At 38.0% G+C, this 14054-nt stretch carries 14 protein-coding genes and 1 tRNA gene; 5 read left to right on the plus strand and 10 right to left on the minus strand.

Translation table 11 applies throughout. From position 1 onward, the window contains the following. Nucleotides 1-841: 841 nt before the first annotated feature. From rlmN to BLR60_RS06530, 5 genes are all read right to left on the minus strand, one after another. On the minus strand, nt 842-1897 hold the full coding sequence (gene rlmN, locus BLR60_RS06510) for a dual-specificity RNA methyltransferase RlmN (protein WP_090498032.1): 1056 nt from the start codon (nt 1895-1897) through the stop codon (nt 842-844). Nucleotides 1898-1985: 88 nt separating this feature from the next. After that, entirely contained in the window at nt 1986-2960 is a 975-nt protein-coding gene (gene rluF, locus BLR60_RS06515; protein ID WP_090498034.1) for a 23S rRNA pseudouridine(2604) synthase RluF, read from the minus strand. A gap of 210 nt (nt 2961-3170) precedes the next feature. Continuing rightward, a complete protein-coding gene (locus BLR60_RS06520; RefSeq protein ID WP_090498036.1) occupies nt 3171-3509 on the minus strand; it encodes an NADPH-dependent FMN reductase in 339 nt (112 codons plus the stop codon). Between the two features lie 116 nt (nt 3510-3625). After that, nucleotides 3626-4186, minus strand: coding sequence for a DinB family protein (locus BLR60_RS06525; RefSeq protein WP_090498038.1), 561 nt, complete (start codon nt 4184-4186; stop codon nt 3626-3628). A 73-nt stretch (nt 4187-4259) separates the two neighbouring features. Continuing rightward, the gene (locus tag BLR60_RS06530) at nt 4260-4949 is read right to left on the minus strand and encodes a helix-turn-helix transcriptional regulator (RefSeq protein ID WP_090498040.1); all 690 of its coding nucleotides are present in this window, start codon (nt 4947-4949) and stop codon (nt 4260-4262) included. A 138-nt stretch (nt 4950-5087) separates the two neighbouring features. Here BLR60_RS06530 and BLR60_RS06535 point away from each other — a divergent pair, with 138 nt between their 5' ends. Further along, on the plus strand, nt 5088-7565 hold the full coding sequence (locus BLR60_RS06535; RefSeq protein WP_090498042.1) for a hybrid sensor histidine kinase/response regulator: 2478 nt from the start codon (nt 5088-5090) through the stop codon (nt 7563-7565). On the opposite strand, the gene BLR60_RS06540 is transcribed toward BLR60_RS06535, so the two are convergent. From BLR60_RS06540 to BLR60_RS06555, 4 genes are all read right to left on the minus strand, one after another. After that, nucleotides 7566-8897, minus strand: a complete 1332-nt coding sequence (locus BLR60_RS06540; RefSeq protein ID WP_090498044.1) for a sigma-54-dependent transcriptional regulator — start codon at nt 8895-8897, stop codon at nt 7566-7568. A 69-nt stretch (nt 8898-8966) separates the two neighbouring features. Beyond that, nucleotides 8967-9278 carry a hypothetical protein gene (locus BLR60_RS06545; protein ID WP_090498046.1) on the minus strand — a complete coding sequence of 104 codons (312 nt, stop codon included), beginning with the start codon at nt 9276-9278 and terminating at the stop codon, nt 8967-8969. 79 nt (nt 9279-9357) lie between these two features. Continuing rightward, nucleotides 9358-9669 carry a hypothetical protein gene (locus BLR60_RS06550; RefSeq protein WP_090498528.1) on the minus strand — a complete coding sequence of 104 codons (312 nt, stop codon included), beginning with the start codon at nt 9667-9669 and terminating at the stop codon, nt 9358-9360. Nucleotides 9670-9747: 78 nt separating this feature from the next. Beyond that, nucleotides 9748-10062, minus strand: a complete 315-nt coding sequence (locus tag BLR60_RS06555) for a hypothetical protein (RefSeq protein ID WP_090498049.1) — start codon at nt 10060-10062, stop codon at nt 9748-9750. Nucleotides 10063-10456: 394 nt separating this feature from the next. On the opposite strand from BLR60_RS06555, the gene BLR60_RS06560 reads away from it, so the two are divergent. The 3 genes from BLR60_RS06560 to BLR60_RS06570 all read left to right on the plus strand — a co-directional run bounded on the left by BLR60_RS06560 (nt 10457) and on the right by BLR60_RS06570 (nt 13086). Continuing rightward, nucleotides 10457-10529 (plus strand) — tRNA-Thr (locus tag BLR60_RS06560). Between the two features lie 113 nt (nt 10530-10642). Next, complete coding sequence (locus tag BLR60_RS06565; RefSeq protein WP_090498051.1) at nt 10643-11809, plus strand: amidohydrolase family protein; 1167 nt, start codon at nt 10643-10645, stop codon at nt 11807-11809. A gap of 320 nt (nt 11810-12129) precedes the next feature. After that, a complete protein-coding gene (locus BLR60_RS06570) occupies nt 12130-13086 on the plus strand; it encodes an NAD(P)H-dependent flavin oxidoreductase (protein ID WP_090498053.1) in 957 nt (318 codons plus the stop codon). 67 nt (nt 13087-13153) lie between these two features. Here the strand turns inward: BLR60_RS06570 and BLR60_RS06575 are convergent, their stop codons facing one another. Beyond that, nucleotides 13154-13519, minus strand: a complete 366-nt coding sequence (locus tag BLR60_RS06575; protein WP_090498056.1) for a hypothetical protein — start codon at nt 13517-13519, stop codon at nt 13154-13156. 212 nt (nt 13520-13731) lie between these two features. Here BLR60_RS06575 and BLR60_RS06580 point away from each other — a divergent pair, with 212 nt between their 5' ends. Then, nucleotides 13732-14004 (plus strand): acylphosphatase, encoded by a 273-nt coding sequence (locus tag BLR60_RS06580; protein ID WP_090498058.1) that lies wholly within the window; start codon nt 13732-13734, stop codon nt 14002-14004. The last annotated feature ends 50 nt before the right edge of the window (nt 14005-14054 follow it).

Genomic DNA, 14054 nt, shown 5'->3' on the forward strand with positions numbered 1-14054 from the left:
GAAGTTAAGCCCACCAGAGCCGATGGTACTGCGGTAACACGTGGGAGAGTAGGTCGGTGCCAGATCTTAAAAGAAACCCTTCAGCAGAAATGTTGGAGGGTTTTCTTGTTTTAAAGCTTTAAGCAGAGAGCAAAGGGCATGGAGCGGTTTTTCTACCATTGAGGAGTTAGGAAAAGTTAAGGGTTTGCTCCCGCAGATTACGCTGAGTTCCACAGAGACCATTCCATCATCCATTCCCCATCTTACTTTGTTTATTCTTCTTCTATCCCCGGTTAAATAGCCCTGATGGGAGCGGTATCTCTTTTGGGATGAGGTTATTTGTGTAACAGATAAAGTTTCCCAAAAGGATAAAGCGTACCGCAGGACGGAACCCAACCTAAGGGTACAGGAAACTGCGCTCCAGAACCAGAAGCCTTTCTACCATTAAGGAGTTAAGAAAAGTTAAGGATTTGCTCCCGCAGATCGCGCTGATCTCCGCAGAGACCATTCCATTATCCATTTCTATTCTTAGCTGGTTTATTCTTCTTCTGTCGCCGGTTAAATAGCCCTGATGGGAGTGGTATCCCTTTTGGGTTAGGTATGTTTGTCTAACAGATGAACTTTCCCAAACGGATTGCAAGCGTACAGCAGGACGGAACCCAACCTATGGGTAGGAAATTGCGCTCCAAAACTAGGAGCATTTTCTACCATTGAGGAGTTAAGAAAAGTTTAGGGTTTGCTCTCGCAGATTACGCTGATCTCCGCAGAGGCCATTAACAGCCCTGGACCTAACCTAGGGGCACAGGAAACTGCGCTCCAAAAATGAAATAGATTATAATAAAGAATGTTGTTATGATGTTGCTTAAGCGTTCGCTTCTTCCTTAACAGCCAATTGCCCGCAAGCGGCATCGATATCTTTACCACGGCTACGACGGATGTTGGTATTAATGCCCTGGCTTTTTAAATAATTAGAAAAAGCATCAATCTTATCTCCTTCTGCATTGGTAAAATCGGCAAAAGAAATAGGGTTATATTCAATCAGATTTACTTTACAGGGAATATGTTTACAAAATTTAGCCAAATCCATGGCATCAGAAATTTCATCGTTAAAATGGTTAAAAACGATGTACTCGTAGGTTACCGGATTTTTGGTTTTGGCAAAATAGTATTTTAAGGCCTCGGCCAGTGCTTTTAATGAGTTGGCCTCGTTAATGGGCATGATCTCATTACGCTTTTTATCATCAGCGGCATGTAGCGATAATGCGAGATTAAATTTTGCCCCATCATCACCTAATTTTTTGATCATTTTCGCAATACCAGCGGTAGACACCGTAATGCGCTTATAGCTCATGTTTAAGCCATCAGGAGCAGTGATGCGTTCGATAGACTTTAATACATTGGCATAATTTAAAAGCGGTTCCCCCATCCCCATGTATACAATATTGGTAAGGGGATTGTTATAATTCTGTTTGGCCTGTTTATCAATCAATACTACCTGGTCATAAATCTCGTCAGCATTTAGATTACGCTTACGGTCCATATAACCGGTGGCACAAAACTTACAGGTTAAACTGCATCCTACCTGCGAACTCACACAAGCAGTCATACGATCTTCTAAAGGAATTAAAACGCCCTCTACAATATTGCCATCGGCTAACCTGAAAGTATTTTTAATGGTATGGTCGTTACTGAACTGAGAGTTGTTGACCTGAACGGCATTAATAGCAAAAGTTTCGTCCAATACCTTACGGAGATCTTTAGAAAGGTTACTCATCTCTTCAAAACTCGTTGCAGATTTCTCCCAAAGCCACTGGTAAATTTGCTTGGCCCTAAAAGCAGGCTCTTGCATGGCTACAAGGTGCTGCTGCAATTGAGGTAGATCTAAGGCACGAATATCGGTTTTTTTTGCTGTTACCATTTGTTGCAAAGGTACTTAAAAACCAGTTAAGCTGAAAGACTAAAGCTAAAAGGCTATTAATCAGTGCATAATTTTACAATTAATTAGCTTATCTTCCTCTGCCTCTTGTGTTTGGCTTACCTGAACGTTTACCTTTTGCTGGTTTCGAATTTCTGTTTCCGCTATTACTTTTGCCGGTAGGTTTTGTACCTGAATGACCAGTTGCTTTTTTGATGTTAGATTTTTGCGTAGCGGGTTTAGGTTTGAACGCTTTTTTAGGCTGTTCTGCGCTCAGTTCGGGAATTTCCTCCCAACTTTCTGTTTTTTTCCTGGCAGCGCTTTTTGTTTTCGTTTTAGCTTCTGAAGATGAATTTTCGATACTTTTGGTAATGGCTTTCATCTCTTCTTCGGTAAGTTCCCTAAATTCTCCTGTTGGGATGCCTTTAAGGCTGATATTCATGATGCGTGTACGCTCAAGTTTGGTTACTTCATAGCCGAAATGCTCGCACATTCTTCTAATTTGCCTGTTAAGACCTTGAATCAGGATAATATTAAAAACGAAGGTGCTAATCTGGCGTACTTTGCATTTACGGGTATTTACGCCCAAAATGGGAACACCGTTACTCATTTCAAAGATAAAATCTTCGGTAATGGGTTTATTAACCGTAACTACATATTCTTTTTCGTGCTTATTTCCTGCCCTTAAAATTTTGTTAACGATATCGCCATTGTTGGTTAAGAAGATCAGACCTGAAGAATCTTTGTCCAATCTACCAATAGGAAAGATTCTTTCACTGTGGTTAACATAATCAACAATGTTATCCCGTACGCTCCCTTCGGTTGTGCTGGTAATCCCAACAGGCTTATTAAAAGCAAGTAGGATAAAATTACTTTCTTCTTTAGGTTCGATATTATGGCCGTTAACCATCACTTTATCTCCTGCAAAAACCTGATCGCCTATTTTGGCTCTTTTTCCGTTAATAAAGACCGTTCCCTTTTCAATATATCGATCTGCTTCACGGCGTGAACATAATCCACTTTCACTGATAAATTTATTTAAACGGGTTGCAGCATTATTGTTCATACTGCAATTTTACGGAAATAAATTGTGTTATTCATGCTCCATACTGGCAACAAAAGAATGGACGAGGCTTCTAAGCGAGTCTGAAGTTTCATTTTCTATAATCACCGCTTCGCTTGTAATTTTAGCTTTCGCAAAGGAGATGAGCATAGGCGATATCCTCGCTTCAATTACGGTTAAAGTATCGATAATAGATTGATAGGCTTTTTCGCCCTAGGTTGACGCAACAAGCGCTAAAACAGGCTTTCCTGAGAATGATGCAGAACTCACTGTCCAATCGAGTAGGTTTTTTAACGAACCAGGTAGCCCCATTGCATATTCCGGTGTAGAAATGATGATGCCATCTGCTAATTGGATGCTTTTACGAAGATCACGAACAATCTGCGGTGGATCTACCGAATCTAAATCAGGATTGAAATGTGGGATGTCTGCAATGGATGGAAAGTTTGTTACCATATCCTCTTCACCTAAAAGCCGCGCGATAGCAGTAATGTAAAGTGCGTTAGTTGAAATGGCTTTAGTGCTTCCTGAAATGGCCAATATTTTTTTCATGGCTAAATCTAGTAAAGCAAAAATAAAATATCAAGAAGGCCTCGTAATCCGGCAGTCATTTCAAAAAGGCCATCAAAACGCGCGGTTTCGATGGCCTCATTTGAACGTATTGCGCGCTAAAAATTTTGGTCATCTGCACTTGGTCCGTAACTGCCTGGGATAGGAATATCAAGTAATCTTAAATAAACGCCCAGCTGTGCCCTGTGATGAGTAGTTTGGCTAAGGGAATGGCGGATGGTTTCATATTTAGAATAATCGGCCAAAACTTGTTTGCCCATACTCAATACCCAACGTCCATTTAAATCCTCTTCTGTTGCTTTTTCCAATTCAGTTTTTCCTTTGTTATAATTTTCTTCCAGAATTTTAACCAGGTCACCAACATTTTCTATAGGTTTTTCTACATAAGGTGCTGTTTCGAAATCCAGTCCATCAGAAGTTAAGGCTAGAGAAACCCAGCTCGGCAGATCAGCAATATGAACCGCTAATGATTTCAACTTCATGCTTTTTTCGTGTGGAGCCCAGTCAAATTTTTCTACTGGTACAATCGCCAGGAACTTTTTTGTAATATTAAATTCAGCTTCTAATTCTTTCAATAATAAATTAATAATATCCATATTTTTCGGTTTCGTTTTTTCTGCCATGTGTAATTCCATAAGTAATAAATCAGCGATGCTCATGATTTTTAATGTTTGTTTACACAAAGAAAACGCTGGCCACTGACAACCCTATGGCAGCCTAGAAAAAATGTTTTTAATAATTTACAGGAAGTAGTTGCATATAGTCACTTAGCGGCATGTGCTGTGTTTTTTTGAAAGGTACACTTAAGTTTTTAAGGCAGATTATTCTCGTAAGATTGAAATCACGATATTCATTCCGATGGTGGCACCACGCAATTAAATGCCAGCTAAAAGCATAGAAAATCAAACCAATCGGCTCAACTTCCCGTAGGCTCACCTCTTCCTTATTATTTTTATAGTTCAGTTCAATGAGGTGTTTTTCGGCAATGGCGTGCTGAATAATCGACAGGTATTCGAAATTAAAATTTAACCTCTGCGGAATCTGTAATTTAATATGTTGATTTAAAGTTTCGAGCTTTTCTTTCTGGCCGGTTTTTAATACTGCCTTTACTTTTGTTAAAGCGGTAGAATAATGCGTACGGATAGAATTATCGGCAAATCCATTCACTAAACTTTCAACCAGTAGCAGGGCATTGGCCTCATCCATATTAAAAGAAACAGGTGGCAGAAAATAACCCTGTACCAGATAATAACCTTTATGCTGTTCAAAACTTACCGGTATTCCTTGTTCGCCTAATGCTTTAATATCTCGATAAACGGTACGCACGCTCATATCAAACCGTTCTGCAATTTTTTCGGCAGTAATGTATTTTTTAGATTGGAGCAAGGTTAAAATTCCGAAAAGGCGGTCGATACGATTCATGATTTGTTTTTTGAGGCGATTAAAATTAAAGTTTTTTAATCAATTTTTCTTGTGGTACGTTATTTGTAAAAGATAAATGCATATCAATTCTTAAGGTTAAACCGTTATGATAATGGATAACCTACACAATCTAAATCAATGGCGGCTGTTATTCAAAAAAGATTCTTCCGGGCAATTAAAAGTAAAGTGATCATAGGTTTTTTGTTCGCCTGTTTTGCGCTGCTCCTGGCATGGGGTATCAGTAAGTTTGCCTTTACCAGGATGCTGGATACCGTTGAAGAAATTTCTGCACCGAACGATCGGTTAAGGATCGTTAATGACCTTTCCCATAAGATAGCCAGATTGGATCAATTGCAACGTGATGAAGCTTTTAATAAACAGGGAACCTACAGTTTTCTAAAGGAATCGCGTAGGTTAAGATCGAGTTTAGATACGCTGCGTAAATTATACCGTGGAGATTCTGCACAGTTGGCAAGGATAAAATCGATTAAAAGTTTACTTTCAGATCGCGATAAACAGTTTGTGAACTACCTGAAGGTGAGGGAAACATTGGTAAATACCAAATCTTTCTCTGATGAGGTTCGGAAATTGAATGAGCTGGTGGCTACACGCAGCAGACAAACGGATAGTGCGGTATTAACCACCGAAACAACCACATCAACTACCACCGTTGCACCTGAAGAAGAACAAAAATCGAGGGGCTTTTTGAGTAAACTTTTTGGTAAGAAAAAATCGGATGTTTATAAAATCATTAACGAGGAGTTTAAGGTTAAACGTGATACTTTAAATGCAAAGGCTGAAGATAGTATCATGAAAAGTATGACGGGTTCACTGAAAAATATTGAGCTTGAACAACGTCAGAAAAGCCAGAAATTTTTAAAACGGGAGGCCGATTTATCAAGTGCAAGTAATGCCCTAACCGCTAAAATGCTGCAGATCTTAAGAGAGGTTGAAGGGCAGGCGGTAGCACAGGTAGATTTGAACGGGATCCAGGCCAAAGAAGTAGTTAATGATGGAATTACCCAGATCACAACCATTATTATTATCTTTTTTCTGTTAACGGTTATTTTGCTGTATTTGATTTTGACAGATATCACAAAAAGCAACAGGTATAGAAAAGAATTAGAACTGGCTAAAGATGAGGCCGAATACCATGGTAAAGCCAAGCAGCGGTTCCTATCGAACATGAGCCATGAAATCAGAACCCCACTACAATCTATTTTAGGCTATGCCGAACTGATTACGCAGCAGGATGTGCCTAACAAAAAAGATGTGGATGCCATTTACCAGTCTTCTATTCATTTACTTCAGATTGTTAACGAGGTATTAGATTATAACCGGATTACTTCGGGAGAATTTAGCTTTAATAACCAGGTATTTAATATCAGAAAAGCTTTGGAAGAAGTTGTTTCGGTGATGCGGCCATTGGCAGAACAGAAATTACTTCAGTTGAATACAGCATTTGATCTTGCTGATTTGGAATTTGTAAAAGGTGATGTTTTTAGGCTAAAGCAGATTTTATTTAACTTATTGGGGAATGCGGTGAAATTTACTTTGAAAGGCGAAATTAAGCTTACGGCAACTTACAAAAGGCAAGGAGAGGATCTGCACTTCCACTTTACGATAAAAGATACTGGAATTGGTTTTGATGAAAAAGATATTCCGAAAATATTCAATGAATTTGAGCAGATAGAATCTCCGGAGAAATATATTATTAACCCGACTGGTACAGGATTGGGGCTACCTATAGTTAAATCTTTGATTGAAACCCAGGGTGGAAGGATTTATGTAAAAAGTAAACCTGGCGTTGGTACCACATTTAATATTTACATGAAATATGAAAATACCAACGAACGTATAAATGATGCTTTAGACTTAACGCATTATGTCATTGTAAACCCAGGTACCGTATGGGTAATTGATGACGATAAACTTATTCTGGATTTATGTGGCATGATTTTTCAGAAAAATAAAATCCCTTACAGGAGTTTTACACAGGTAGCAGATATTCTTCAAACCGAAGCTGATGCTGATTTAAAGTATGTTCTGATTGATATGCGAATGCCAGAAATGACAGGCTTTGAACTTTGCCACTTATTGAAAAGGAAACTGCCGCAAAATATTAAATTTTATGCCATTACCGCGCAGGTTTTACCCGAAGAGCGTGAAATGGTTTTGAGCGAGGGTTTCGATGGTCTGATTATGAAACCGTTTAGGGCAGTTGATATTCTGTCCATTTTCGATAAAACTGAAATATTGACAAAGCAGCCTGAATTTGATTTTTCTTCTATCGAAAAAATGACTTTTGGTGATCAGGAGCTGTTGGAAAAAATCCTTAATCGTTTTAAACAAGACTCGATCGATGATTCGGCAGAACTTAAAAAACACCTCGTTGAAAACGATCAGGATAAGAGCAGGTTATTGGTTCACCGCCTTGCCGGGCGTGTAGCGCAAATGGGCGCTAAGACATTAGCTAATGCCTTTAGAACCTTGGAAATGGAAATAGTAGAAAAAGGTTTAACAGAAAATATTAAATCTGAAGTGTTATTACAGATCCACGAATTGGACAATTTAATAGCTTTTATAGAAAAAATCGACTATGCCAATGCCGAATAACTATTCTATGCCATAGCGTTCCATTTTGGCATACAACGTTTTACGGTCAATGTTTAAGATCTTTGCAGCTTTTGATTTGTTATATCTTACTTTGATCAGCGTTTCTGTAATCAACGCTTTTTCATTCTGTTCGTTAACAGCCTTTAGGTCTGAAGAATTGCCAGGGGCCGATTGCTGATGAACAGAAATCATCATTTCATCAGGTAGTGCAGTAATCTGGGCAACATCGCCCTGGCTCAATAAAACCATTCTTTTAATTACATTGCTAAGCTCGCGGAGATTACCCGGCCAATCATAACTCAGCAATAATGCTTTCGCTTCAGCAGAAATACTTTTAACATTCCGGCCTAAATCGCGATTTGATAAAGTTATAAAATGGTTGATAAACAATTCTAAATCTCCGCCCCTATCCCGTAACGGCGGAAGCTGGATTTTAAACTCATTTAAACGGTGATATAAATCTTCTCTAAATTCTCCCTGTTGCATACTATTGGCCAGATCATCATTGGTTGCCGTGATGATGCGGACATTAACAGGGACCTGTTTGGTACTGCCCAAAGGCTGGATGACCCTTTCCTGCAAAGCCCTGAGCAGTTTAATTTGTACTTCGTAACTCAGGTTGCCCACTTCATCTAAAAACAAAGTTCCCCCGTTGGCGGCCTCAAATTGACCCTTCTTATCATTTAATGCCCCTGTAAATGCGCCTTTAACATGTCCGAATAATTCGCTTGCAGCTAAATCTTTCGATAATGCACCGCAATCTATGGCAACGAAAGGTTGATTGGCACGTTTGCTCTGCTGGTGCAGGGTTCTGGCTGCAAATTCTTTTCCTGTACCACTTTCGCCCTGTATAATTACCGACATATCGGTAGGTGCTACCAAATTAATATGTTCATACAATTTATCTGCAATGGCACTTTTTCCTTTTATAAAATCGCTGTTTACTTCTTTTGGTTCAACACTTTTTAAATCCTTTTTGGTTAAGGAATTTTTGATCACCATTAAAAGTTCATCCGGATTAACCGGTTTGGTAATGTAATCAAACGCACCTAGTTGAATAGATTTTACCGCAGTACGGACATCGTTAAAGCTGGTCATAATAATTACCGGAATAGAAAGACCTAGATCGCGGAGATGGGTAAGCACTTCAAATCCCGTTCCATCTGGCAGGCGGTAATCTATTAAAAGTAAATCAAATGTATTGGTTTCAACTTGCTTAAATGATTGCTTAACTTGGGTTACAAGCGTAATCTCGTGACCGTTTTTTGTTAAAAAACCATCAAGTAATTGGGCAAATGTGGTATCGTCTTCTAAAATCAGGATTCTCGCCATGTAACAAAAATAAGAAAAGCCGGACATAATCCGGCTTTCTTATTATAGGTAGATGTAATTATTTGGGTTTTATTGTACGGGTTTACCGTCTTTATCAATTTTAACAGAACCAGTTTCTGCTTCTTTTTTAACATTGATCAGGTAGTATTCTTTTGTCCCCTCTTTCACCGACCAGGCTTCAGTAGCAGTCCATCCTTTATAAGCATCAGATGCTAGTGCTGTGGTTACTGGAGCAGGTAATTCTTCCAGTTTAACTGGCGTTTTCACTGCACTATCCTGAACTGCAACAATTGCAGCGTTTTTGATCGTATTTACTTCATTCGCTTGTACTGCTGTGAATCCTGCAAATGCTAAAGTGGCGGCTAAAATGATCTTTTTCATAATATGATGTTTTTAAATATGTTCTGTAACTCGTGTTACGTTAAATACTTGTTAATTACTAAGCGTTAACTAATTTTATTTATTGAATTGGCTTACCGTCTTTGTCAAATTTAAGTGAACCAGTCTCTGCTTCTTTTTTAACATTTACTAAATAATACTCTTTAGTACCTTCTTTTACTGTGAAAGCTTCAGTAGCAGTCCAATCTTTATAAGTATCAGATTTTAAAGCCGTTGTAATTGGCTCAGGAAGCTCTTCCAATTTAATTGGCGTTTTTACTGCACTATCCTGAACTGCAACAATTGCAGCGTTTTTGATTGTATTTACTTCACTTGCTTGTACTGCTGTGAATCCTGCGAATGCTAAAGTGGCGGCTAAAATGATCTTTTTCATAATATGATGTTTTAAATATGTTTTGTAACTCATGTTACGTTAAATACTCGTTAATTACAGAGCGCTAATTAATTTTATTTATTGAACTGGTTTACCATCTTTATCGATTTTAACAGAACCAGTTTCTGCTTCTTTTTTCACGTTGATTAAATAGTACTCTTTAGTACCTTCTTTCACCGACCAGGCTTCAGTAGCGGTCCATCCTTTGTACGCATCAGATTTTAATGCGGTTGTTACTGGCTCAGGTAATTCTTCCAATTTAACGGGAGTTTTTACTGCGCTATCTTGAACTGCTACAATTGCAGTAGTTTTAAAATCTTTTACTTCACTTGCTTTTACTGTTGAGAATCCTGCTAATGCTAATACTGTAGCTGCTAAAACGAACTTTTTCATAGTATATATTTTAAAATTTAATTTGTGTAACAATACTTGCTAATGTTTCATAATAATGCCAAACAGAATATTTTTATTAAATTATTGATTATCAATGTCTTGTTCTTGTGCCAAAGTTTTAATATTGTGGAGTTTATCCACATTTTGTGGTGAATAACAACACGTTTTGCAGTCTTTCCTATTGAACGCTATGGTTTAGGATTGCTTTTTTTGCCTTCAGATGTAACCATCTGCCAGATTTTAATCTTTGGAGTGGCATTGCCATTTACAATTCTACTACAGCGTTCATTTAGCTGTCAGATACTAACATCTGATAGCACATCGGTTGACAGCACGAAAAAAGTTTCGATTTTTTAAAATGAAGATTTTTTTCTATCATTGCAGCCCGATTAAAGCCTCCTTAGCTCAGCTGGTAGAGCAACTGACTTGTAATCAGTAGGTCATTGGTTCGATTCCGATAGGAGGCTCTTTTTTAGCAATCTAATTTCTTAGGATTGGTAATTTCAAAATCACTTCATGACCAGATAGAGCAGGCTTAGAAAATATTTTATTTGATCCGATTATTCCATTAATTTGCGATATGTTAAAATACTTTTCAGCTGATTGGATCTTTCCTGTTTCATCCCTGCCAATTAAAAATGGAGTAGTGGCAGTAACGCCAGATGGCGAAATAAAAGAAGTCTTCGCCGAAAAAGATTATTTAAATCTTGATTTGGAGATCATTAAGTATAACGGAGTAATCGTTCCTGGCTTTGTTAATACCCATTGTCATTTAGAATTATCGCACATGTTGGGTCAAATTCCTGAGCAAACGGGTTTGGTAGAATTTGTACAGCATATTATTAAAAGCAGAAATGGCGATGCCAGCCGGATAGATTTGGCGATGCAACAAGCTGATCAGCAAATGTTCGATAATGGAATTGTGGCTGTTGGCGATATTTCCAACCAGATCTCGTCTAAAAAAATAAAAGAAAAAAGTAAGATCTATTATCACACCTTTATAGAGGCTTTAGGTTTTAACCCTGAACGTGCAGCTGTTATAATGGATCATTTGAAAGAAATCAAAAATGATTTTGAACCCCTGCATGCAACGATAGTTCCACACGCGCCTTATACCGTTTCACCTGAACTCTTTGAATTAATTAGGCAAGAGGCCGAAAAATCAAATGCATTTATCAGTGTGCACAACCAGGAAACTGTTGATGAAAATGTTTTTTTTGAAAGCAAAACTGGCGGTTTTCTAAAGCTTTATGAGTTTTTAGGCATGGATATCGATTTTTTTGATCCAACGAACAAAACATCATTAAAAACCTGGCTGCCTTATATTAAAAAACAAAAAACTTTACTCGTACATAATACGGTTACGAATAAAGCAGATGTTGAATTTGCTAAACAAAGTAATCCCAATCTGTATTGGTGCCTTTGTCCGCAGGCCAATTTGTATATCGAAAACGCATTACCTGATGTTGATCTGTTAATGGACGAAACTGTAAACATCACCTTAGGAACAGATAGTTTGGCCAGCAACCATCAACTTAATATCTTGTCAGAGATGCAGACATTGCAGAAATACAAGCAAGTTCCTTTTGAAAAGCTATTAAGCTGGGGAACTATAAACGGAGCAAAGTTTTTGGAGCTTGATCAGCAAATGGGAACAATAGAGGTTGGCAAAAAGCCAGGATTGAATTTAATCCAGCTAACGGCTGATTTTATAATTGAAAGCGACCAGGTTAAGCGGTTGATTTAAATGATTATCCATTTTTCTAATAACTTTAGAAATCGTTTTTTTAAAGGATAAACTTATTCGCCCTAAGTTTTTAGGTTATATGAATCTTTGTACATTAATAAGCATTTTTTAATGTACAACGTATCGGTTTCAATCTTTTTAATTCGATTTTAGCTTTTAACCTTAAAAATTTAGTTTTTTAAGGTTAATTTTAAATTAGCCAACGGATGGGGATTCTTGAAAAGAGAAGTTTAGGCAAAGGCCACTATTTTCTTAATTTAGATCTTTCAGAATAACTTGATACTCATTATTCGCCTATCATTTATAAAGTAAATTTCCTTATGAACCCCATCTGTAAACTATTTAATATTAAATACCCTATTATCCAGGCTGGAATGGTTTGGTGTAGCGGCTGGAAACTAGCTTCAGCGGTTTCGAATGCGGGAGGCCTGGGCATTATTGGAGCAGGTTCGATGTACCCTGAAGTGTTAAGATCGCATATTCAAAAATGCAAATTAGCTACTCATCAGCCCTTTGGTGTTAATATTCCATTGCTTTATCCTGATATTCAGCAAATTATAGATGTTGTAATTGAAGAGCAGGTGAAAATTGTATTTTCTTCTGCCGGTAATCCAGCAACCTGGACCAGTTTTTTAAAAGAAAGGGGTGTTACAGTCGTTCATGTTATTGCGAATACAAAATTTGCCATAAAAGCGCAGGAAGCCGGTGTTGATGCGATTGTTGCCGAAGGTTTTGAGGCGGGAGGGCATAATGGGAGAGAAGAAACCACTACCATGTGTTTAATCCCGATGATTAAAGAGAAGGTTAAAATTCCGGTAATCGCGGCTGGGGGTATTGGGAGCGGAAAAGCCATGCTGGCTGCATTTGCCTTAGGTGCCGATGCGGTCCAAATCGGTTCGGCTTTTGCGTTAGCCGAAGAATCATCTGCTCACGAAGCATTTAAACATAAAATTATTGCTGCTACTGAAGGCGACACTAAACTGGCGATGAAAAAACTGGTTCCGGTAAGGTTATTGAAAAACGAATTTGCCGATGCTGTTGCCAATGCTGAAGCTGAAGGAGCAAGTCGTAATGAGCTTTCAGAACTTTTGGGCCATGCCAGAGCAAAACTGGGGATGTTTGAAGGCGACACAGCAAACGGTGAACTCGAAATCGGTCAGGTTTCGGCAATGCTTAGAGAAATCAAACCTGCGGGGGCTATTCTGGAAGAAATATGGAAGGAGTTTAAAAGCAAATTAACCCAGCTTGCGCAGATACAAAACGAATTGGGTAGTTAGATTGAATATGTATTGGCAAGAGAGATTTATTTTAAGAAATCGGAGTGAAACGTTATTACCTTCCAAATTACCGATATTGGACTTTTTCGAGCAAAGAAACGGTATGTGAGAGGTTTTGGATCATTTTATCTTTCAGTTCGATCGTTTTGTTTTTCTCACTGAGCAGGCTTTTTAGTCTTTTAATTTCTTCAGCTGATGCCTGTGTTTCTTTTTTATTGAGTTCGGAAAACAGCTTGCCCTTTTCGTAATAACTAAAAAAATTATAGCCCAGTACCTCACTCACAGTGGCCAGTAAAGAAACATCTAAGGTAGCACTGTTAATGATTTCCTGCGCTTTGGTTTTGCTGATGGCCATTTTTTCTGCAAATATGGAAATGGGAATCTCTTTGGTCTTCATTTCCTTCCAGATCATCAATCCTATATGTACACTCATTATCGTCTCCGTTTTATAATTCAAATTACCTAAATGTTAATCTATTCCCGAAAAATTAGTGTTAATGATAACCAGTCTAATTATAATTCTGTTTATAGTGGAATTCAACTTGCCCTATCTATAGTCAGTTTGGTACCCACATTACCAGGTACTAAAGAATTGTGATAATTCGTTTACCTTTGCATTTATACATTTCAACTTTACAATAATAAATGAAACACCTCAATATAACAGTAACCGGTAAAGTGCAGGGCGTTGGTTTTAGAGAAACTACTAAAATTATTGCCAACCAGATGATGGTAAACGGTTTTGTAAAGAACGAAAAAGATGGATCGGTTTATATCGAAGCAGAAGGCGAAGAGATCTTTTTGGAAGAATTTGTAAACTGGTGCCATGAAGGGCCTGACCGTTCTCGTGTCGAAAATGTATCGGTAAGCGATGGTGAAGTAAAAAACTATCGTAATTTTGAAGTCTTAAGAAAATAAATTGCTGAATTGTTGGATTGCTTTATGGCTCTGTCAAGGAGCTGATCTCA

It is taken from the genome of Pedobacter terrae, from assembly GCF_900100705.1.
Classification (GTDB): Bacteria; Bacteroidota; Bacteroidia; order Sphingobacteriales; family Sphingobacteriaceae; genus Pedobacter; species Pedobacter terrae.

Excerpts from the sequence above, each read along its gene's own strand:
- BLR60_RS06555 (WP_090498049.1), bottom strand. The coding sequence starts at position 10,062 with ATGAAAAAGTTCGTTTTAGCAGCTACAGTATTAGCATTAGCAGGATTC.
- rlmN (WP_090498032.1), bottom strand. The coding sequence starts at position 1,897 with ATGGTAACAGCAAAAAAAACCGATATTCGTGCCTTAGATCTACCTCAA.
- BLR60_RS06550 (WP_090498528.1), bottom strand. The coding sequence starts at position 9,669 with ATGAAAAAGATCATTTTAGCCGCCACTTTAGCATTCGCAGGATTCACA.
- rluF (WP_090498034.1), bottom strand. The coding sequence starts at position 2,960 with ATGAACAATAATGCTGCAACCCGTTTAAATAAATTTATCAGTGAAAGT.
- BLR60_RS06580 (WP_090498058.1), top strand. The coding sequence starts at position 13,732 with ATGAAACACCTCAATATAACAGTAACCGGTAAAGTGCAGGGCGTTGGT.
- BLR60_RS06575 (WP_090498056.1), bottom strand. The coding sequence starts at position 13,519 with ATGAGTGTACATATAGGATTGATGATCTGGAAGGAAATGAAGACCAAA.
- BLR60_RS06545 (WP_090498046.1), bottom strand. The coding sequence starts at position 9,278 with ATGAAAAAGATCATTTTAGCCGCCACTTTAGCATTTGCAGGATTCACA.
- BLR60_RS06565 (WP_090498051.1), top strand. The coding sequence starts at position 10,643 with ATGTTAAAATACTTTTCAGCTGATTGGATCTTTCCTGTTTCATCCCTG.
- BLR60_RS06540 (WP_090498044.1), bottom strand. The coding sequence starts at position 8,897 with ATGGCGAGAATCCTGATTTTAGAAGACGATACCACATTTGCCCAATTA.
- BLR60_RS06530 (WP_090498040.1), bottom strand. The coding sequence starts at position 4,949 with ATGAATCGTATCGACCGCCTTTTCGGAATTTTAACCTTGCTCCAATCT.
- BLR60_RS06525 (WP_090498038.1), bottom strand. The coding sequence starts at position 4,186 with ATGAGCATCGCTGATTTATTACTTATGGAATTACACATGGCAGAAAAA.
- BLR60_RS06570 (WP_090498053.1), top strand. The coding sequence starts at position 12,130 with ATGAACCCCATCTGTAAACTATTTAATATTAAATACCCTATTATCCAG.
- BLR60_RS06535 (WP_090498042.1), top strand. The coding sequence starts at position 5,088 with ATGGCGGCTGTTATTCAAAAAAGATTCTTCCGGGCAATTAAAAGTAAA.
- BLR60_RS06520 (WP_090498036.1), bottom strand. The coding sequence starts at position 3,509 with ATGAAAAAAATATTGGCCATTTCAGGAAGCACTAAAGCCATTTCAACT.